Genomic DNA, 20141 nt, shown 5'->3' with positions numbered 1-20141 from the left:
TTAAACCGGACACGATAAGCCCGACTTCCCCGAGATCAACACCAGTGCGCCCCCGTGCCGCCGCTCCCTCGTTGATCTCGGGCAAAGCGACGCTAAAACCGGCCCGGTAGGGGCGATTTTCCCGAGATCAACGAGGAGGGGCACCGGAGGTGCGGACGCCACGAGTGCGGGCGAGTACCCGCCTTCCTCGTCGCCGCTCACCCGGACCGCGAGGGGCCCGCCGCCCGGCAGGCGACGCCCGGGAACCGCCCCGCTGTCGCCGTTGCCGCCGAGCACGGCGACCACGCACACGCGCCGTACTCGACGGCGCTGCGGAGAGGGCCGCCCACTTCCGTCGTTGCTGCCCCTCCACCTCACACCCCGGTGGCCCGCCGCCCGGCCGGGGCCCTTGAGCGGGGGACCTGCTCAGCCGCCCCGGACTGCAAGGGGGCGGGGAGGCGGCAAGCAGGGTCGGGGAACCGCCCCGCTCTGACCGTCGCCGCCATCTGCGGCGACCACGCACACGCGCCGCGCCCGACAACGCTGCGGGGCGGGGTGCTGGCCTTCGTCGTTGCTGCCCTCCACGCTGCACCCCGGTGGCCTGCTGCCCGGCTGGGGGTTGGAGTGGGGGTACCTGCCCAGCCGCCCCGGACTGAAAGGGGCCGGGGTGGCGGCAAGCAGGGTCGGGGAACCGCCCCGCTGTCGCCGTTGCCGCCGAACACGGTGACCACGCACACGCGGCGCGGCAGACGACGCTGCAGGTGGGGCCGCTGACCTCGCGTCGCCCTCTTCCGCCTGGCGCTTCGGAGGTCGGCAATTCCCCGGTCTTCCTGCGGATCTGCGGGGGATGTCGCACAATGAAGGTGATAGCCCTGAGTGACCTGACGGTCGCTGTCCGGCATCGCCCGAAATGCCATCGAATACGTGAGGTGTGACGTGGCGGTCCCCCGATCCGACCCGTCCCTGCACGACCGTGCCGGGGAGGCGTCCGCCGAGCCCGTCCGAGTCGTCGCCGACATCGCGCCGCCCGCCGAGGGCCGGACGGAGACGCCTCCGGCCGGTGGAGGCGCCGACGTCGCCGGGGCCGGACCCGGCCTGCCGGGGTTGCGGAAGGGCGCCGGACCCCTCGTGGGCTCGGCACCGGCGTCAGCGCGTCCCTTCGGTGCCGCCCCCGTGCGTCCCGTCGGCCCCGCCCAGGTGCGCCCCGCGCCCGAGTCACCGACCGAACGGCTCTCCGCCCTCATCGGCTACCACCGGGCCTGCGCCGAGCGGGAACGCGTCCTCGGGCACCTCGTCGACCTGGACACCTCCCGCCTCGACACCTGGGCCGCCCTGCCCGGAGGCGCCGAGTCGGTCTTCACCGGCGAACGCACCACCGTGGACGTCCCCGTCGGCGCCGCGGCCCTGGTCGGCGACGGCTCGGGCGGCGGGCGCCTCCGCTACGGGTACCCGCTGGTCATCCTTCCTGCGGAGCCCTGCCACGACCACGAGCCGGGCCACGGCCACGAGCCCTGCCACGACGACAGCGGCACCGGCCACGGCCGCGCCTCCGGAGCCCGGCGTGCCGCGCCGCTCTTCGTGGCCGACGCCGAACCCCTGCCCGACCAGGACCCCGCACGCCCCCGGGTGCGCATCGCCTCGCGCCCCGAGGTCAACCCCGCGCTCCTGCGCCATCTCGGGATCGACACCCAGGAGGAGCTGGCCGAGTTCCGCCGCCTCGTCCGATCCGGGGGAGCGGACAAGGCGGACCGGGGCAAGGGCGCGGACAAGGCGCCCACGGCCAAGATCGGCGACCTCGAGGCCAAGGCGCGCATGATCCTGGCCCGCCTGGAGATCGACCGCGTCGACGACGTCGTCCCGGCACGCCTGCGCGGCGTCATGCCCCTGGCCGACCTCCGCACGGGCGCCCACAACATCGCGCTCCTCTTCCGCGCCGGGACCGACCCCGAACCTCCCGGCTCCACCACCGCCTCCGACCTGGGCGGCGACGGCATCCGGCCGGAGAAGGCCGACTCCACGGCCCTGGCCGCACTCCTGGAAGGCGGCACCGCGCGCGACGAGCCCGTGCTGCCCGTCTCGCCCCACCGCCTGTCCGAGGCCCACCACGCCGTCGTCGCCTCCGCCATGCGCCGCCCCCTCACCGTCGCCGCCGCCCCGCCCGGCACCGGTGCCGACCAGGTCGCCGACACCGCCGTGCGCACCGCCTGCGCCGCCGGGCAGAGCGTGCTGCTCGTCGGCCCCGACGGCCGCCTCCCGTCCCGACTCTCCGCGGCGACCGGCGCCGACCGGGCCCACCGCATCCTGCCGGTCGGCGGCCCCGCCGAGGAGGAGGCCCGGTCCCTGGCCGAGATCGCCGACGCGGTCCTGCGCTCCGACCCGCCCGACACGGTGGCCGACCGGCAGAGCCTGCGCGACGACTGGGCGCGCGCCGAGGAGGCCTGGCGCGCGGTGGACGCGGTCGCCGCGGGCGGGCACACGCTGGCCCTGCTCGGCGCCGAGCGGCGGCGCCTGGCCGAGGCTGGCTGGGACCCCGAGGCGCTGTTCACCGTCGACACCGGCGAGCCCGAAGCCTGGCAGCGCCGCGCCGAGCGGGCCCAGGGCTCGGGCATGGCCGCGCGCGCCCACCGCGCGGCGATCCGCCGCGAGCTGGGCGTGAACCCGGCCCCGGAGAACCTGGACCGGCTGGCGCGCGCCGCCGCCCTGGAGAGCGAGTGGCGCTCCTGCCTGGACCGGCGCCGCCGCCTCGCACCGCTCGCGGACCTGACCGCCGACCTGGACGCCGCCCTCGCCTGCCACCTGCTCTCCGGCGCCGCCTACCTGGAGAGCTCCGCAGTGCGCCGCGCCGCCCGCGCACGCCCTGCCATCACCTCCCGCATCGAGGCGCTGAACTGGCACGACGCCGCCCGGAAGTCCGGCCTGGCCCACCTGCTGACCGCCGTTCCCGCCTGGGCGGTCCGCGCCGGGGCCGTGCACGCGCTGCCGTGCACCCCCGGCCTGTTCGACCTGGTCGTGGTGGCCGAGGCCGACCGCATCCCGGTGACGCACCTCCTGCCGCTGCTGTACCGGGCCCGCCGGGTGCTGGTGCTGGGCGACCCGGCGCAGGCGCCGCCGCCCCGCCTGATGGACCCCGCGGACGACGAGCGCGCCCGGTCGGCGTCGGGCCTCGGCGGGCAGTGGCTGCGCCGGTGGAGCCTGGGGCACGGCGCCTCGGCCTACGCCGCCTGCGCCGCGTCCGCCGAGGCGGGGCACGGCGCGCGGCTCCGCCTCGACGAGCACGACCGGGCCCGCCCCGAGATCGCCCGGCTGGCCTCCCGGCACTGCTACGGCGGCCGTGTGCACGTGCTGACCGACCCGCGCACCCTGCCCGCGGTCACCGGTCCGGCGGTCGAGTGGCGGCATGCGCCGGGCCGGTTCGACGTCGTGCCCGGCGCGTCGGCGGTCAACCGGGACGAGGCCTATCGCGTGGCGGTGCTGCTGCGCCAGCTCGACGGCGGGCTGCCGAGCGGCCTGAGCCTCGGCGTGGTCGCGCCGCACCAGGCCCAGTGGTCGCTGCTGCGCCGCCTGGCCGAGCGGCAGGAGTTCACCCGGGAGGTGCGCGTGGGAGGGCCGGAGTACTTCCGCGCCGAGCACCGGGGCGTCGACGTGATGGTGGTGTCGGCGACGGGCGCGTCCGGCGCCGTGGGCGGTCCGGGTGGGCCCGACCGGCTGTGGACCACCGCGCTGACCCGGACGCGCCTGCGGCTGATCGCCGTGGGGGACCGGGCGTTCTGGGTGCGCCAGGGCGGGGTCGGCGGCGAGCTGTGCCGCTGGGCGGAGGCCGGAGGCGACGATGAGGCGGGGGAGGAACCCGCGACCCCGGCGGTCCGGGTGCTGCAGCGCGCGCTCCGCCAGCGCGCGTCCGACGCCTCGGCCGCGCCGCCCGTGCGGGGCCACCGCGCCGACCTGTGCGTGCGCACCCGGGGCGGGTCGGCGCTGGTCCTGGTCGACCAGGCACGCAACGGCGCGGAACTGCGACGCCTGCTGCGCCGCGGGCGGATGCTGGAGGGCCTCTACGAGGGCCCGGTGGTGTGCGTGCCCGCTTGGAGGTGCCTGCAGAATCCTGCCGGGGTGGCTGAGGAGATCATTTCCCTTGCTCAGGGGGAGGAGGGTCCGGATCGCTCGTTGCACTCGGTGTAGGGGCGGGGGATGCCGTGTGGATGGGTCCTGCCTGTGCTCGGCGGATGGGTGTCCGCCTGGGGGTGCCCCTGTCGGGGGCTGAGGAGATCACTCCCCTTGCCCAGGAGCGCGCGTTGCACTCGGTGTAGCGGCGGGGGCGGAAGCCCTCCGGATGAACCCGCCTGCGGTCGTCAGGAAAGGCCCTTGATGAAGGTGCGACGTCCCGCGGCTCGGTCTGGCCACCGTCCGGCCGGGGCGGCCCGACACTCACCGCACCGGGTCCTGCCCGCCTCCGAGTCCCGGCCCCCGGCGGGCGGCCTCCGGCCGCACGCCGAAGCGGGTGCGGTCGGCGATAGAGTGCGAGACCGGTGGCCGCCGCGTCCGTGCGGCCCTCTCGCGCCCCGCACCCCGGCTCGCCCGGCCGTGCCGCGCGCGGGAATCCCGGAACGCGACACGAGGGGGCGGGGTGCCCGAGGGCCACACGCTGCACCGGCTGGCGGCGCACTTCAGCGAGCACTACGGCGGTGAGCCCGTGCGGGCGTCCAGCCCGCAGGGGCGCTTCGCCGACGGGGCCCGCCGCATCGACGGCCGCACCCTGGAGACCGCCGAGGCCCATGGCAAGCAGCTCTTCCTCGGCTTCGACGGCGACGAGTGGCTCCGCGTCCACCTCGGCCTGTACGGCGCCTGGACCTTCGGCGACGCCGACGGCGAACGCCACCTGGGCGCCCCGCGCGCCGCCGGGGCCGGCGGCCGCCCGCTGGAGCGCGACGCCGACGGCTTCGCCGTCCCGCCGCCGCCCGTCGGTGCGGTACGCGCCCGCCTGGTCACCGCGCACGGCTGGGCCGACCTGCGCGGCGCCTCGGCCTGCGAGGTGATCACCGAGGGGGACAAGCGCGCCGTCCAGGCCCGGCTCGGGCCCGACCCGCTGCGCGCCGACGCCGACCCCGAGCGGGCCCTGCGGATCGTCGCGCGCTCCCGGTCGCCCATCGCCACCCTGCTGATGCGCCAGGACGTGGTCGCCGGGATCGGCAACATCTACCGCGCCGAGTCCCTCTTCCGGGCCGGGATCGACCCCTACCGCCCCGGCCGCGACATCACGCCCGGCGAATGGGAGGACCTCTGGGCCGACCTGTGCGGCCTGCTGCGGGACGGCGTGCGCGACGGCCTCATCATCACCACGCGCCCCGAGCACCGGCCCGACCCGCAGGCCCGGCCGGTGCCCCGGCCCGACACGCTCTACGTCTGCTACCGGACCGGCGAGCCCTGCCGGGTGTGCGGCACTCCGGTCCGGTCGGCGGACCTGGCGGCCCGGACCCTGTACTGGTGCCCGGGCTGCCAGGCCAAGTGAGGCGGCGGGTCAGCCCGCCGGAACCGACTCGATGTCCAGGTCCACGCCGGTCTCCTGCTCGAAGTCGGCCATGAGGCGCTCGGCCTCCTCGGCGGAGCCGGCGTCCTCCACCTTCTCCGCGGTGGCGAGGAACCGCTCGGTCTTCTCCTCCACGTCGCCCCGCTCCAGGGCGTCGTCGAGGTCGGAGGCGAAGCCGCCGAAGCCGCGCACCGCCGCGTAGTAGATGTCGGCGACGCCGCGGCACACCCAGTCGCCGTCGCAGATCCCGTACAGGTCGTCGCGGAAGACGTTGTCGATGCGCAGCCGGTTGGCCTCGTCGAACCGCTGCTGGAGCTTGAAGTTGCGGTAGCCGAAGTCGTGGCGCACGCACCCGGGCTTGAAGTCGTAGCCGATGGGCTGGTCGGGGGACATGCTGCAGCCGTCGTTGGACCAGTCGAGCTGGGGCTCGTGGGGCCGCTGCGCGCTGACGGCGATGAAGTCGTCCAGGGCGTAGTCGAAGACGTAGGCGTCGGTGACGCGCCGGAGCTCGTCGGGCGGGAGGGTGTCGGCCTGTGCGGGGGCGGCGGCCAGGGGGAGGGTGACGGCCGCGGCGCAGGCCGCGGTGACGGCACGCAGGGTGAATGCGCGGGGGACTGCCATCTGTGTCCTCTCGGTCAGCGGGGAGGCGGCCCGGATGCGGCCGCCTGACACAGAGATTCTGCTTTCCCGCGCGCCCCGCGCGCTTTACCGGCCCGGGGACTTTGCCATCCCTTTACCTGCTGACGGCGGAAATCCGACGGCCGTACGCGCGGGCGTCACCTCCGGCCCGAGGGCGCCCCCGAGTGGGCCCCCTCCGGGGCGGACGGGGGCCCACATGCCCCTGCCAATCGGGCGATCGGGCCTATCGGCGAAGAATCAGGAAGAATTCGAACATCTGCAACAATGGCCCCCCGTGCCCCTGGGGAAGCAATTCCGACTCCCGGTCCGCAAACGTGGGGAACTTCGCTGAGCAGGGCGTCGGCGGGCGCGGAACGGCCACGGTTCCGTTGACGATCCATTACGGGATCTGAAATATGGGGCGAAAGCAATAAAGTTCGTGCCAGCAAGCGCAGTGCCACCGACCCCCCAGACGAGGTGGACAGTGTTCAAAAGGAGAAACGGGCGGCTCATCGCTCCGGCGGCGGCCGCGGCGGCCCTCGCCCTCGTGGCCGCCGGGTGCGCCCAGAGCGACCGGGACACCGGAGGCGACCCCAACGAGACCCAGCCGCTGATCTTCGCAGGGACGGGCGACCCCCGCTCCCTCGACCCCGCCCTCGCCAACGACGGGGAGACCTTCCGCGTCACCCGGCAGGTGATGGAGACCCTGCTGGTCCACGAGTCCGGCGGCAGCGAGATCCAGGGCGGGCTGGCCGAGAGCTGGGAGCAGTCCGAGGACGGCACCGAGTGGACCTTCCACCTGCGCGAGGGGGTGACCTTCCACGACGGCGAGCCCCTGAACGCCGAGGCGGTCTGCGCCAACTTCGACCGCTGGTTCAACTTCACCGGCGACTACCAGTCGAGCAACCAGACCTACTACTGGCAGAACGTCTTCGGCGGGTTCGCCGAGAACGAGGACGAGGACCTGCCCGAGTCGATCTACGAGTCCTGCACCGCCGAGGACGAGCTGACCCCGGTCATCACGCTCACCGAGTCCTCCGCCTCCTTCCCCGGCGGCTTCACCCTGTCCTCCTTCGGCATCATGAGCCCCGCCTCCATCGAGGCCGTCGCCGACCAGGAGGTCGGCGGCGAGGAGGGCGCGCCGGTCCTGCCCGAGTACAGCCAGCAGGCCGGGGACATCGCCGGGACGGGCCCCTACACCTACGGCGAGTGGGACCACGACGCCCAGGAGGTCACCCTGGAGCGCAACGACGACTACTGGGGCGAGCCGGCCAGCGTCAAGACGGTGATCATCAAGACCATCTCCGAGGAGAGCGCCCGCCGCCAGGCCCTGGAGGCCGGGGACGTGCACGGCTACGACCTCGTCGCGCCGGCCGACGTCGAACCGCTCAAGGAGGCGGGCTTCCAGGTCCCCCAGCGCGACGTGTTCAACGTCCTGTACATGGCCTACAACCAGGAGGCCTCCGAGGAGCTGGAGGACCCCGACGTGCGCAAGGCGCTCGCGCACGCGGTGGACCGCCAGCGCATCGTCGACACCATCCTCCCCGAGGGCGGGCAGGTCGCCACGCAGTTCATCCCCGACACCGTCGAGGGGTGGTCGTCCGACGTGGCCACCTACGACCACGACCCCGACCGCGCCAAGGAGCTGCTGGAGGAGGCCGGGCAGGAGGACCTGACCATCGACTTCTGCTACCCGACCGAGGTCACCCGGCCCTACATGCCCGCGCCCAAGGACATCTTCGACATCATCCAGGCCGACCTGAAGGAGGCCGGGGTCACCGTCGAGGCCGACTCCAAGCCCTGGGACGAGTACATCCCGCACACCGACTCGGGCAACTGCAGCCTCTACCTGCTGGGCTGGACCGGCGACTTCAACGAGGCCTACAACTTCCTCGGCACCTGGTTCGCCTCCTACGACAGCGCCTGGGGCTTCCGCGACGACGAGGTGTTCGAGGCGATGGAGGCCGTGGCCTCCGAGCCCGACCCCGAGGCGCGCGTCGCCCTCTACGAGGACGCCAACGAGACCATCATGGACTACCTGCCGGGCCTGCCCATCTCGCACTCGCCCCCGTCGATCGTCTTCTCCCCGGACGTCAACCCCCCGAACGCCAGCCCGCTGACGCAGGAACGCTTCCAGGAGGCGTCCTTCAAGTGACGCACCCCTAGGACACCCAGCGATCCTCAGCCGAAAGCGCCCGGCCGGGGCGGCGACCCCGCCCGGCCGGGCCCGGACAGCCAGGCGGTTACCGAGGTGCTCCGCTTCATCGTCAGACGCGTCCTGCAGGCCGTTCCGACCCTCTTCGGCCTCTCCATCCTGCTGTTCATCTGGGTCCGCAGCCTCCCCGGCGGGCCCGCCTACGCGCTGCTCCCCGAGAACGCCACCGCCGAGCAGCGCGACGCGCTGCGCCGGGCCATGGGCCTGGACGACCCGGTCATCGTCCAGTACGGGGCGTTCCTGGGGCGGCTGGCCCAGGGCGACCTGGGCGAGTCGCTGCAGACCGGCCGCCCGGTGCTGACCGAGTTCGCCATGAAGTTCCCCGCCACCGTCGAGCTGGCCGTCATGGCGATGCTGATCGCGGTGGCCGTCGGCGTGCCCCTGGGCTACGTGGCCGCCCGCCGCCGCGGCGGCCCGCTGGACGCGCTGGTCGTCGGCGGCTCCCTGGTGGGCATCTGCACCCCCGTCTTCTTCCTCGCCTTCGTCCTCAAACTCCTCCTCGCCGAGCAGATGGGGATCTTCCCCTCGGCGTTCCGCCAGACCCCCGGCATCGACGCCACCCGCATCACCGGGCTGTTCGTCGTGGACGGCATCGCCACCCGGGAGTGGGACGCCGCCTGGGACGCCCTCATGCACCTGGTGCTCCCCGGGCTGGCGCTGTCCAGCATCCCGCTGGCGGTCATCGTCCGGATGACCCGTGCCGGGGTCATCGAGGTGCTGGGCGAGGACTACGTGCGCACCGCCGAGGCCAAGGGGCTGCACCGGCGCACCGTGCGCGGGCGCCACGTGCTGCGCAACGCCATGCTGCCGGTCGTCACCGCGATCGGGCTGCTCAGCGGCAGCCTGCTGGCGGGCGCGGTGCTCACCGAGAGCGTGTTCGCCTTCGGCGGCATCGGCCAGTTCATCTACTCGGCCACCCAGACCCGCGACTACCCCGTGCTGCTCGGGTTCATCCTGATCATCGCGGCGATCTACGTGGCCATCAACCTGCTGGTGGACATCTCCTACAGCCTCCTCGACCCGAGAGTGCGGGTGAGCTGATGGCGGCCAGGACCGAACGCATCGACCGGCTCGCCGAGCTGACCGCGGCCCGGCGCGAGGAGGCCGAGGGCCGCGGCGTCTGGCGCGAGGCCTTCGCCCGGATGAGCCGCAACCCGATGGCGATCACCGGCGCCGCCGTGGTGGCCGTCTTCATCGTGGTGGCCGTGCTCGGCGACCTCATCGCGCCCTACGGGCCGACCGAGCAGAACTGGGGCGACGAGGTCTTCCCCAACCGCAACGTGTTCGTGGGGCCGCGCGCGGAGAACTGGCTGGGCCTGGACAACCTCGGGCGCGACCAGTTCTCCCGGATGGTGATCGGGGCCCGCCAGACGCTCATGGTGGGCGTGGTCGCCGCAGGGCTCGGCTTCACCGCCGGGGCGCTGCTGGGCGGGCTCTCCGGCGCCGCGCACACGCTCGGCGGCGCGACCGGGCGGCGCGTCGACGCCGTGCTCATGCGCTTCGTCGACATGATGCTGGCCCTGCCCGCGCTGCTGCTGGCCGTCAGCATCGCCGCCCTGCTGGGGCAGGGGCTGGTCACCGTCATGGTCGCCGTGGGGACCGCGCAGGTGCCCATCTTCGCCCGCCTGCTGCGCGGAGCGATGATCGCCCAAGGCGGCCGCGACTACGTGCTGGCCGCGCGCGCCCTGGGGGCACGGCGCCGCCGCATCGCCCTGGCGCACATCCTCCCCAACTCCATGGGGCCGATCCTGGTGCAGCTCACCCTCAGCCTGGCGACCGCCATCATCGACGCGGCCGCCCTGTCGTACCTGGGGCTGGGCAACCCCGACCCCTCGGTGCCCGAGTGGGGGACCATGCTCGCCGACGCCCAGCGCTTCCTGAGCGGCGCACCTCAGCTCGCCGTCTACCCGGCACTGGCGATCATCGTGACCGCCCTGGGCTTCACCCTCATGGGCGAGGCGCTCCGCGAATCACTCGACCCGAGACTGAGGAAGTGAGATGCTCGCAGGACCCCTTCTGGCCGTGCACGACCTGGCGGTCACCTTCACTCAGCGCCGGCGCCGGGACGTGCGGGCCGTGGACGGCATCTCCTTCTCGCTCGACGAGGGGAGCGTGGTCGGCCTGGTCGGCGAGTCCGGGTGCGGCAAGAGCGTCACCTCCCTGGCCCTGATGGGCCTGCTGCCCACGCGCGGGGTGCGGGTGTCGGGCCGGGCCCTGTTCCGGCCGAACGGCGGGAACACCGAGGTGGACCTGTTGGCCCTGCCCAACCGGCGGATGCGCGACCTGCGCGGCAGGGAGCTGGCGATGGTCTTCCAGGACCCGCTGTCCTCGCTCAACCCGGTCGTGCCGATCGGGCGGCAGGTCACCGAGATCCTGGTCCGCCACCGCGGGCTCAAGGGCGCCGCCGCCCGGTCGGCCGCCGCCGAGCTGCTGGAGCGCGTCGGCATCCCCGACCCCCGGCGGCGGCTCAGCGAGTACCCCCATGAGCTGTCGGGCGGCATGCGCCAGCGCGCGCTCATCGCCATGGCGGTGGCCTGCCGCCCCCGCCTGATGATCGCCGACGAGCCCACGACCGCGCTCGACGTCACCATCCAGGCGCAGATCCTCGAACTCCTCAAGGAGCTGGTCACCGAGGAGGGGACCGCCCTGCTGATGATCACCCACGACCTGGGGGTGGTCGCCGGGCTGTGCGACGAGATCAACGTGCTCTACGCGGGCCGTGTGGTGGAGGGGGCGCCGCGCCACGAGCTCTTCAGGGCGCCCACCCACCCCTACACCTCCGGGCTCCTGGAGTCGATCCCGCGCCTGGACGCCCCGCGTGAGGAGCCGCTCACCCCGATCCGGGGGACCGTCAACGACGCCATCGAGTGGGACGACGGGTGCGCGTTCGCGCCCCGGTGCGACAACTACGCCGAGGACTGCCTCGGCGGTCCGCCCGACATGCGCGCCGAGCGCACGGGGCACCGGTTCCGCTGCGTCCACCCGGTGCGCGGCCGCGCCCCCGAACCGACGCTGCCCCAGGGAGAGGACGCATGAGCCTTCTGGAGATCAAGGACCTCAAGGTCCACTTCCCGATCAAGAGCGGTGTCCTGGTGGACCGGACGGTCGGGCACGTGTACGCCGTGGACGGGGTCTCCCTGGAGGTCGAGGCGGGGACCACCTATGGGCTGGTAGGGGAGTCTGGGTGCGGGAAGACCACACTGGGGCGCGCGGTGCTGCGCCTGGTGCCGGTGACCGGCGGCGAGGTGTGGATCAACGGTGTGGATCTCGCGCACCTGCCCGAGGAGGAGATGCGGCGCAGCCGCAGGCAGGCGCAGATGGTCTTCCAGGACCCGCTCGGCAGCCTCGACCCGAGGCAGAACATCGAGTCACTGCTCATGGAAGGGCTGGAGGTGCACGGTGTCGGAGCAGGCAGGAGCGAGCGGCGCCGACAGGTGCTCGACGCCCTGGACGCGGTCGGCCTGCCCGAGCGCGCGCTGAACCGGTACCCGCACGAGTTCTCCGGCGGGCAGCGGCAGCGCATCGGCATCGCCCGGGCCCTCGTCCTGGCACCGGACCTGATCATCTGCGACGAACCGGTGTCGGCGCTGGACGTGTCGATCCAGGCGCAGGTGCTCAACCTGCTGGAGGAGCTGCAGCGGGAGCGCGGCCTGACCTACCTGATGATCGCCCACGACCTGGCCGTGGTGCGGCACGTCAGTGACACGGTGGGGGTGATGTACCTCGGCGCGCTGGTGGAGGAGGCGGGTAGCGACGCCCTCTATACCGACCCCCGGCACCCCTACACGCGCGCGCTGGTGTCGGCGGTCCCGGTCCCCGACCCCGTCGTGGAGGACACCCGGGAGCGGATCCTGCTCCCGGGGGACCTGCCGTCGCCCGCCGACCCCCCGCCCGGGTGCCGGTTCCACACCCGGTGCCCGTGGCGGCAGGAGGAGCGCTGCGCCACCGAGCGCCCGGAGCTGCGGACGGTGGGGGAGGGGCACCGGGTCGCGTGCCACTACGCCGAGGAGATCGCGGCCGGAGAGATCACGCCGAAGGGCGTCGTCGGCCCCCGGTGACGTGGGCCCCGGCGGCCCCGACCGGATAGCCTGGCGGACCCGTGCGGCCCCTGTGCGGACCGCGCACCCGGCAGGAGGGGAGTGGGGGCGTGCTCGGACCGGCCGTCTACCCCGGTCTCATGCTCGTGGCAGGGCTGGTGTACGCGGGCTATGCGCTGGCACTGGTCCGACGCGCGCACACCGTGGTGCGCGAGCGCGACCGGGCCCCGGAAACCGCGACCCGCGAGCCTCTCGGGACGTACGAGGCGGCGTTCCTCGCGGGGGGAGGGCGGCGCGTGGCCGAGACGGCTGTCGCCGAGGCCGTGCTCGGGGGGCATGCGGTCGTCGACCCGGACGGCGCCGTTCGGCCCGCGGAGGCGGGTACGGCCGCAGCGGCCCCGGAGTCGGCAGAGGCGTCCGCGGTGGCGGCCCTGCTGGCGCGCGAGGGGCCGACCCGGCTCGGACCGCTCGTGCGGCGCCTGGCGGCCGGAGGCATCGCCCTCCCCGCGCGCACGGCGGTGACCGGACGAGGGCTCTTCCTCGGTGAGGACCAGGTGTTGTGGGCCCTGGCGCGGAGGCGGTCGGCGCTGAGGGTCGGCTGGCTCGGTATGGCGGTCGCGGGTGCGCTGGCCGTGCTGCTGCTGTTCGCAGGGGCGGCGACCGGGGGCGCGGCGTCCTGGTGGCAGGGTCCCGCGGGCGGCATGGCGGTGCTGTTCTTCGTCCTCGGGGCGGCCCTGCTCGCCGACCGCGTCGCAGGCCCCGAGCGGCTGGCACCGGTGACACGGGCGGGGGCCGAAGCGCTGGCGGAGGCCGACGAGTCCGGCGTCCCTGACGCGGTTCGGGACGTGCGCCTGGTGGGGCTGCTGGGGTTGGCGGGGGCGCTGGAGGGCGGGGCGCACCTGCCCGAGGCGCTGGCCCGGCCAGCGGCGGAGGCGGAGACCGCGTCCTGGTCGTCCGACCTCGTGGAGACGGCCCTGGGCGACGGCGGAGGCCCCTGGCTCGGCTGAGTCGGCGGCGCGACCGGCGGTCCTGTTCCTCGGAGCGGTGTCTGGAGCGGTGTCACTGCCATCCGCCCGGGCCGGCCCGCCGGTTGCGGCCGGCGGAAATGCCCCCTTTGCGGGACACCATCCGACCGGCGGCGCCATGCTCCGGCTACGGGGTTCGCGCAGGGGGCAGAATCGGCGTATGGAACGGCTGGGACCGCGCATCCGGGGCAGGATCCGGGCGGCGGGAGCACGCGGCGCCGCGTGGGCGCACCGGAGGGCCGAGGCCGAGGAGCGCCACCGCTGCGAGGTCATGCGCGGCAGGCTGGACGTGGCGCTGCGCCGCCTGGGAACCCTCCTCGAACGCGGCCGTCCGTGGACGCCGGGCGACCTGCACGCCCACGCGGACCTGCTGGAGGAGCACCGGGTATGGACCTGGCGGGCGCGCTGCGCGACCCGCTCGGACGAGCTGGTCGACGTCTACCAGAAGGTCCTGGCGGCCCAGCGCAGGGCCGCCAGGTGGGTGTAGGGCGGCGGCACCCGCGCCGCCCGGCCGCCGATCCCGGGGGCGTCGGCCCTATGGCGGTCCGCTCAAGGCCGACGGCCCCGAGAAGACCGACACGGGGCCGGGCCGATCCGTCGTCGCCGTGTCAGGACCCGCCGCCGTCCTCCTCCGGGGCGCTGCCGCAGCGGCAGCCGGCACCGGCCCGGCCGAGCTGGGCCTGGGCGGCGTCGGCCATGGCCCGGGCGGTCTCGGCGCGGCGCTTGCGGCGCATGGTCGTGCGCACGATCCGCACGGCGGCCGCCGCGGCGATGAACGTCAGCGGCACCACGAGCGCCTTCGCGGGCTGGCGGATCGGGCGGAACACGGCGTCCCCGTCGCGGAGGACGAGGTAGCCGGCGGGGTCGGACCTCGTGAAGCCCTGGCCGCCCCCGCCGTCGCCGACCATGCGGAAGGCGCGGCTGGTCCCGGCGCCGAAGGCGGAGAAGAAGCGGGTGCGGGCGACCGGGACGACGACCGCCCCGTCGTGCTCGATCGGGGTGCCGAAGACCGCCGAGGAGCCGCTCTGCCGCCCGGTCTGCTCGATCAGCCGACCGAGCACGTGCAGGGTCGGGGTGGCCCGGCTCTGGGCCTCTGCGGCCGCGTTGCGGCGCGAAACGGAGTCGAGCATGGTCGTCCTCTCACCGGGAATCGGTCCGGGGTCCAACGTACCCGTGGGGCCCTTCGGGGCACGGGACCAAGGGTCCGGACGCCGTCCAGGGGTGCGGTCCGGCCCGTCCGTTCCGGAGCCCTCTGTGTCCGGTCCCGGGAACCGCCGTGGCAGCTGAGGGCCGGCCACTCGGCGATCGGCGCGGGCGCGGCGCCCCTCCGGCGGGCGCGGCCCGGCTTCGCCGCCGGGCCGGAGTCGGCCACCGCCCGCCGGCGGGCCCCGTGGTGTGCCGGAGCCCGCCCCGTCGGGCGCCCCTTTAGGCGTCCTCGTCCGGCTCGTCGAGTTCGACCGCGGCCAGCGCCCGGGCGATGACGTCCTCGGCGAGGGCGCGGCGCACCTCGTCGAGGTCGCCGATGTGGCCCGCGTGGCCGGTGCGCTCCCGCAGGCGGGACCGGATCGCCGCGACCACGGGCTCGCTGACCAGGACCTCCGCCAGCGGCGCGGGCTCCACGGCCTCGCGCCACTTGCGCAGCTCCTCCAGGCGGCCGTGCTCGATCGCCTCATGGGTGATGTGGAAGAGCGCGTCGACGCTGCGCTCGTGCGCGCCCTCGGAGTCGTCCATCAGGTCGACGTCGAGGATGCGGACGGTGGAGGTCGACCCGTCGTCCCCGTTCGTGCGCAGGTGGTAGACCTGCCACACGCGGCCGTTGGTGAGGATGATCCACTCGGCGCCCTCTTCGGCGGCCACGCGCCGCGCCTGCTGGATGTTGCGCGCGTCGAGGTCCTGGCCGCAGCGCTTGACCTCGATGGGGGCGAAGAGCGCGCCGTCGAGCTTGAGGGCGTAGTCGATGGAGTCGCCGCTGTTGCGGTACTCGGTGGTCATCTCCTCGTACTTGCTGAAGTTGAGCCCGTAGCTGAGGAAGTCGGTGACCAGCATCCGCGTGTCGCCCTCGTTGGCGTCGCGCTCCACCAGGTCGGCCAGGGGACCGGAGAAGCGGTCGATGGCGGCCGCGAGCCGGTTCCGGGTGGAGGCCTCCCAGTTCAGGACGGTCGAGAACTCGCCGGTCCTGCTCATGATTTGGGTCGTTTCGGATTCCATCTGCGTCGTGACGTCCGTTCCCGTGATCCCGAGGTTCTCGTGGTACCCACCGGCCCCGTCCCCTCCCTCACGGTCCCGGGCACGGCGGACCCCGGCGCCCGGAGGCGCGGTCGGAGGGAAAAGGGCGACCCGGCGATGCTATCGCCCGTGTGCACCGGTGTTTCCACCGCGTTCTCCCGCTGCGACGGGGCGGAGCGGCCTGATGCGGACAAGGGACGCGGCCGGCGGCGGGGCCGACGACAGGGTCGGCGGGGAACGGGCGGGACCGAGGGGGAACGGTGCCCACGTCATGCCGTGCCCGTCCTCGCCCCCGATCCGCCCGCGTTGTCCACAGGCGCCGGATCGTCCCGCCACGGGGGCCGGGGCCGCCGCACAGTCGTGGCATGCGAATGCGACCCAGCGAGATCAGCCAAGTCATGAGTACCGCCGCCTCCCAGTACGGCCTGATCAGCCACCGTCAGGCGCTGTGCTGCGGGCTCGACGACACCCGCATCCACCGGCTGCTCCGCCGCCGGGAGTGGGTGTGCGCCCTGCCCGACGTCTACGCGGTGCGGCCGCTCGCGGCCGGGACCGACTCCTCGCGGAGCGCGGACGGGGTCCGGCTGCGGCGCGCGGTCAAGGCCGCCCAGCTCGCCCTGGGGCCCGCGGCCGTGGCCTCCGGGCCGACCGCCGCGCGGCTGTGGGGCGTCCAGGGGCTGCCCCGGTGGGACGGGCGGGAGGTGCACATCGCCCTGCCCGCCCCCTGCGGCCGCGGTGCCGACCTGCCCGGGGTGCGCACCAGCACCCTGATCGTCGGCCGGCACGAGGCCGACCGCAAGGACCGGCTGCGGCTCACATCCCCGGGGCGGACCCTGCGGGACACGGTGCCCACCGTGGACCGGGCCACCGCCGTCGCCCTCATGGACTCCGCGCTGTACCGGGGGCTGCTCACCTGGCGCGAGCTGCTGGCCCAGCCCTCGCTCAACGCCTGCCGCCCGGGCGCCGAGGCGTCCGAGCCGTGGTGGGGGCTGGCCGATCCGCGGGCCTCCACTCCGCTGGAGACCCGGATCCGCCTGCTGTGCACCGACGCGGGGCTCCCGCCCGACGACCTGTACCCGCAGGAGCTCGTGGACGGCAAGGGACCGCTCCCGGGGCGGCCGGTGTGGGCACCGCTGTGGTGGAGGAAGGGGGCGCTGATCGTCGACCCCGTCGGTGCCGTCCCGCCGCGCCTGCAGGAGGAGCTGGAGGCGGCGCGGCGGCCGATGACCGTGCTCAGGCCCACCTGGGACGACCTGGCGCGGCCCGGCGCCCTGACCGAGGCGGTGGCGGCGGTGGTCGCCGCGGGGGCGGGCCCGTGACGGGCGGCCGCACCCCGCGGTCGCACCGGCGCCGGGGCCCACCCCATCGGCGGGGCGCGCTCACCCCGCGACCTGGACCACCGCGCAGCGCCCGCTCGTCCGCCAGCCGATGCCGCCCGCCTCCAGCTCGGCGGCGACGACCGGGTCCAGGCCCGTGACGGTGTCGGACTTGACCGTCCGCAGGGCGGCCACGGGGGAGGGGAAGCCGCCGACGGCCTCGGCGAAGGGCGTGGCCGGGTCCCACCAGCGGTCGCCGACCAGGCGCCGGTAGTTCAGGTCGCCCTTGAGGACGGTGAGGGAGGAGGCGGCGAAGTCGGCCTCCAGGTCCTCGGGCATGGCCGAATAGGGGAGGGGAGCGCAGGAGAAGGGGTGGGCGCGGACGGCGAGGGAGCCGTCCCGCATCGCCTCGCGGAGGCGTCCGCCGCACGCGGCGGCCTCCCCTCCTGCCTCGCGCAGGCGGCGGAGGGCGGCCAGGACGTCGGCCATGGTGGCGTCGGAGACGAAGTAGGGGTGCGGCTTGACGTGGAGCACGACCGACCCGACGCGCCGCGAGGTGAGCAGCAGGTCGATGAGGGCGAGGTCGGGCAGCAGCTCGCGGGCGGCGTTGTCGGCGACGAAGCAGACCCGCTCGGCGTCGCCGAGCAGCTCCCACAGCCGTCCGCTCTCGTCGGCGACCAGCCCTTCCCCCGCGCCGCCGGGCGCACCGCGTTGTCCGGGTGCGCCGTGGGCGCTCTCCGGGGCCCCTCCCCGCTCCGACAGGGCGAACCCCAGGTCCGCGCGGTTGCCCCACAGCGCGGACAGCAGCAGGGCCCGGTCCCGCTCCTCGGAGGGCAGGAGGGCGACGGTGTCGAGGGCCTGCATCTCCTCATCGGCGTCGGAGGAGCGCAGCTCGGAGGTCTTGGAGGGCTCGAACGGGTCGACCCCCTGCCAGGGCCCGGGGGCGAAGTACCCGACGGCGCCGAGGAGGCGGCGGTAGAAGTAGCTCTCGGCCCACAGGAAGGGCAGCGCGGTCCAGGGGACCCCGGTCCGCTCGTCCATCCCCCAGGACTCCCACACCGCGCGGTCGTGCGCCTCGGGCCGCAGGGGCTGGACCTTTCCGGAGGTGATCTCCTCGAGCAGCAGGTCGAGCCGGCCCCGCTGCGCCGGCGTGTAGGGGTGGGCATCACGGACCCGGGAGATGAGCGCGGGGTGCCGCTCGGTGAGCACGCTCCGGGCGTAGGAGCCGGGCTCCCCGCCCATCACCACGGGGGCGCGGTCGCCCCCGTCCAAAGACGTCTCGGCCATGCCCCCGGTCTACCGTGAACGCCCCGCCACTGCCACCCGCCGCGCGACGCGGCCCGGGCCGCCCATCCCCGCCCGCGGGGGCACCGGTTTCCGGAAACGGTGACCGATCTCATCGATCCCCCAGCGCCCGCACCGCAGATTCGTTACTGTTTCCCTGCGGCCGCCGGGCGGATCCATAGTCCCTGCCACACCTGCAAGGACGAACCCCGGCGGCCGTTCCCGTGGAGAAGGACCGAGCCCTCCCCGGTCAAAGCGCGTCGGGGTCGGACAATTCCCGCAGCCGGTCGCTCAACGCGTCCTCATAGCCGTGGAGGACGTCGTCGTAGAGTCCGAGGGCCTCAGTGGCGAGCCGGACGACATCCTCCTCGTAGCCGTAGTCGGCGAGCACGTCCAGTGTGTCGATCGCCCGTCGGAGGCGCTCGGTTCCCGATTCTTCCGTGTCCCAGCCCCCGCCCGGGGTGAATTCCACGATGGCTGCTTCGAGCTCGGCGTACGCGGTCTCCGGGGCCTCGGCCATGCCTCCTGCCGCCTGGAGGCGTGCCAGCACGGTCGGATCGTCATCGGCGAAGTCGAGGAGCTGGTCCACGAGCCAGTCGTGTTCTTGATCGGCCAGGAACTCCTTGAGGGCCGATTCGGTGCCCGCCGTGCCTCCGTCGGGAGAATCGGGAAGCTCGGGTTGTCCGGCATCGATCCATGCCAGGGCCGTGGCGATGGCGTGCTTGCACCAGGGGGCGCCGTCGCGGCCCAACGGGCACGTGCAGTCCTCTTGCGGCAGGCCTGTGGCCGTCGGCCGAAGGGTGACGCGGTACGGGCGGGTACCGGAAACGACCGCGGTGACCTGGCCGGGACCAGGACGGAGGCGCTGGACGCGGCCGGACTCGAAGTAGCGCAGCCCGCGCGAGAACCACGCGGGGTCGGCCGCCGAGCGGAGGTCTTCGGGGGAGAGACGGAATCGGGCCACGGCGCGAGGGTAGCGCGGGGGCGGGCGCTCTCGGGCGAGGTCGGAGGAGAAGCCCGCGGGGCCGGAAGAAGGGGATGGTGAAGGCGGGGCCCACTCAGTCAGAGGTGGACCTGGGAAAGAGCGGGGATTCGAAGACGGCCCAGACGGTGGTGCCGCCGCGGTCGTTCGGGTCGTATCCCCAGTCATCGGTGACCGAGGCGACGAGGTGGAGGCCCCGCCCGGTACGGCCGTTCAGCAGGTCGCGACTCTTCCGATGGGGGACCTGAGGGCCGCCGATGAGACCGGGCCGGGGCGCGGCCCCTTCGTCGGCCACGGACACGAGTGTGAGCCCGGTGGACAGGGTGCTGACGCCGATGTCGAGCGTGCCGTTCGCCGAGCCGCTGCGGGTGTGGCGGCAGCCGTTGGCGAAGAGCTCGGAGACGACGAGTTCGGCGTCGTCGATGATGCGCGGGTTGACGCCGAGGGCGGCGCGGGTCAGGGCGCGTGCGCACGGGCAGTAGGAGATCTGGCCGGGCAGTGTCCAGAAGGCGGAGACGGTGGCGATCCGCTCCCCGGGTGCGGTGGACACGTCATGCCACCGCCTTCAGCGCGGGGTGGCGTGGTGCGGCGGCCGTGGGGCGGCCATGGGCCTCAGGGGCGTCCGTGAGGTGGTCGGCGGCGATGTCCACCAGTCCGGCGTCGATGAACGAGGAGCGCCCCCAGATGAGCCACCGGCCACCGGAGGGAGCGTCCACGACGACCACGGGGACGGTGCGCCCGCGGTGCAGTACGTAGAGGACGGGGTGGTCGGTGGAGCCGAGCGCGAGCAGCGCCCGGCCACCGCGTGCGCGAACGGCGGTGAGCAGGCGGGTGAGCAGGTGGGAGCGGGTTTCAGCGGACATGGCAAACCTCCTATGTGACCAGCACTGACATGTAACGCTGGGATCAGTAGGCTGCACTCATAGTGTTCCTATGCA

Annotated in this window: 17 protein-coding genes; 10 read left to right on the top strand and 7 right to left on the bottom strand. The window is 74.3% G+C overall.

The window, feature by feature from the left end:
• The first annotated feature begins 915 nt into the window (after positions 1–915).
• Entirely contained in the window at positions 916–4155 is a 3240-nt protein-coding gene (locus O4J56_RS13880; RefSeq protein ID WP_270686180.1) for a DEAD/DEAH box helicase, read from the top strand.
• Positions 4156–4600: 445 nt separating this feature from the next.
• The gene (locus O4J56_RS13875; RefSeq protein WP_270686179.1) at positions 4601–5482 is read left to right on the top strand and encodes an Fpg/Nei family DNA glycosylase; all 882 of its coding nucleotides are present in this window, start codon (positions 4601–4603) and stop codon (positions 5480–5482) included.
• Positions 5483–5491: 9 nt separating this feature from the next.
• Here O4J56_RS13875 and O4J56_RS13870 read toward each other — a convergent pair whose 3' ends face one another.
• Positions 5492–6121 (bottom strand): phospholipase, encoded by a 630-nt coding sequence (locus O4J56_RS13870; protein ID WP_270686178.1) that lies wholly within the window; start codon positions 6119–6121, stop codon positions 5492–5494.
• 481 nt (positions 6122–6602) lie between these two features.
• On the opposite strand from O4J56_RS13870, the gene O4J56_RS13865 reads away from it, so the two are divergent.
• From O4J56_RS13865 to O4J56_RS13835, 7 genes are all read left to right on the top strand, one after another.
• Positions 6603–8273, top strand: coding sequence for an ABC transporter substrate-binding protein (locus O4J56_RS13865; RefSeq protein ID WP_270686177.1), 1671 nt, complete (start codon positions 6603–6605; stop codon positions 8271–8273).
• A 96-nt stretch (positions 8274–8369) separates the two neighbouring features.
• Positions 8370–9374 carry an ABC transporter permease gene (locus tag O4J56_RS13860; protein WP_270686176.1) on the top strand — a complete coding sequence of 335 codons (1005 nt, stop codon included), beginning with the start codon at positions 8370–8372 and terminating at the stop codon, positions 9372–9374.
• Entirely contained in the window at positions 9374–10330 is a 957-nt protein-coding gene (locus tag O4J56_RS13855; protein WP_270686175.1) for an ABC transporter permease, read from the top strand. Before O4J56_RS13860 ends, O4J56_RS13855 begins: the two co-directional genes overlap by 1 nt.
• A 1-nt stretch (position 10331) precedes the next feature.
• Positions 10332–11369: an ABC transporter ATP-binding protein gene (locus O4J56_RS13850; RefSeq protein WP_270686174.1), complete on the top strand. Its 1038-nt coding sequence runs from the start codon at positions 10332–10334 to the stop codon at positions 11367–11369.
• On the top strand, positions 11366–12391 hold the full coding sequence (locus O4J56_RS13845; RefSeq protein ID WP_270686173.1) for an ABC transporter ATP-binding protein: 1026 nt from the start codon (positions 11366–11368) through the stop codon (positions 12389–12391). The genes O4J56_RS13850 and O4J56_RS13845 overlap by 4 nt, the downstream gene beginning before the upstream one ends.
• 89 nt (positions 12392–12480) lie before the next feature.
• Complete coding sequence (locus O4J56_RS13840) at positions 12481–13377, top strand: hypothetical protein (protein ID WP_270686172.1); 897 nt, start codon at positions 12481–12483, stop codon at positions 13375–13377.
• Positions 13378–13555: 178 nt separating this feature from the next.
• Positions 13556–13882, top strand: coding sequence for a hypothetical protein (locus tag O4J56_RS13835; protein ID WP_270686171.1), 327 nt, complete (start codon positions 13556–13558; stop codon positions 13880–13882).
• A gap of 121 nt (positions 13883–14003) precedes the next feature.
• Here O4J56_RS13835 and O4J56_RS13830 read toward each other — a convergent pair whose 3' ends face one another.
• Together O4J56_RS13830 and O4J56_RS13825 are read right to left on the bottom strand one after the other, a co-directional pair.
• On the bottom strand, positions 14004–14525 hold the full coding sequence (locus tag O4J56_RS13830) for a hypothetical protein (RefSeq protein WP_270686170.1): 522 nt from the start codon (positions 14523–14525) through the stop codon (positions 14004–14006).
• 295 nt (positions 14526–14820) lie between these two features.
• Positions 14821–15579 carry a hypothetical protein gene (locus O4J56_RS13825; RefSeq protein WP_270686169.1) on the bottom strand — a complete coding sequence of 253 codons (759 nt, stop codon included), beginning with the start codon at positions 15577–15579 and terminating at the stop codon, positions 14821–14823.
• Between the two features lie 407 nt (positions 15580–15986).
• Between O4J56_RS13825 and O4J56_RS13820 the strand changes: the two genes are divergently transcribed.
• Positions 15987–16940 carry a transcriptional regulator gene (locus O4J56_RS13820; RefSeq protein ID WP_270686168.1) on the top strand — a complete coding sequence of 318 codons (954 nt, stop codon included), beginning with the start codon at positions 15987–15989 and terminating at the stop codon, positions 16938–16940.
• Between the two features lie 60 nt (positions 16941–17000).
• On the opposite strand, the gene O4J56_RS13815 is transcribed toward O4J56_RS13820, so the two are convergent.
• The 4 genes from O4J56_RS13815 to O4J56_RS13800 form a co-directional block, all read right to left on the bottom strand.
• Complete coding sequence (locus tag O4J56_RS13815) at positions 17001–18224, bottom strand: damage-control phosphatase ARMT1 family protein (RefSeq protein WP_270686167.1); 1224 nt, start codon at positions 18222–18224, stop codon at positions 17001–17003.
• A gap of 247 nt (positions 18225–18471) precedes the next feature.
• Positions 18472–19185: an SWIM zinc finger family protein gene (locus tag O4J56_RS13810; protein WP_270686166.1), complete on the bottom strand. Its 714-nt coding sequence runs from the start codon at positions 19183–19185 to the stop codon at positions 18472–18474.
• Positions 19186–19279: 94 nt separating this feature from the next.
• Positions 19280–19753 carry an ATP-binding protein gene (locus O4J56_RS13805; protein ID WP_270686165.1) on the bottom strand — a complete coding sequence of 158 codons (474 nt, stop codon included), beginning with the start codon at positions 19751–19753 and terminating at the stop codon, positions 19280–19282.
• A 1-nt stretch (position 19754) separates the two neighbouring features.
• Positions 19755–20066, bottom strand: coding sequence for a hypothetical protein (locus O4J56_RS13800; protein ID WP_270686164.1), 312 nt, complete (start codon positions 20064–20066; stop codon positions 19755–19757).
• Between the last annotated feature and the right edge of the window lie 75 nt (positions 20067–20141).

The organism is Nocardiopsis endophytica (genome assembly GCF_027706725.1).
Lineage (GTDB): Bacteria > Actinomycetota > Actinomycetes > Streptosporangiales > Streptosporangiaceae > Nocardiopsis_A > Nocardiopsis_A endophytica.
The sequence above is the reverse complement of the archived record's forward strand: the minus strand, read 5'-3'. Positions and strand labels throughout refer to the sequence as shown.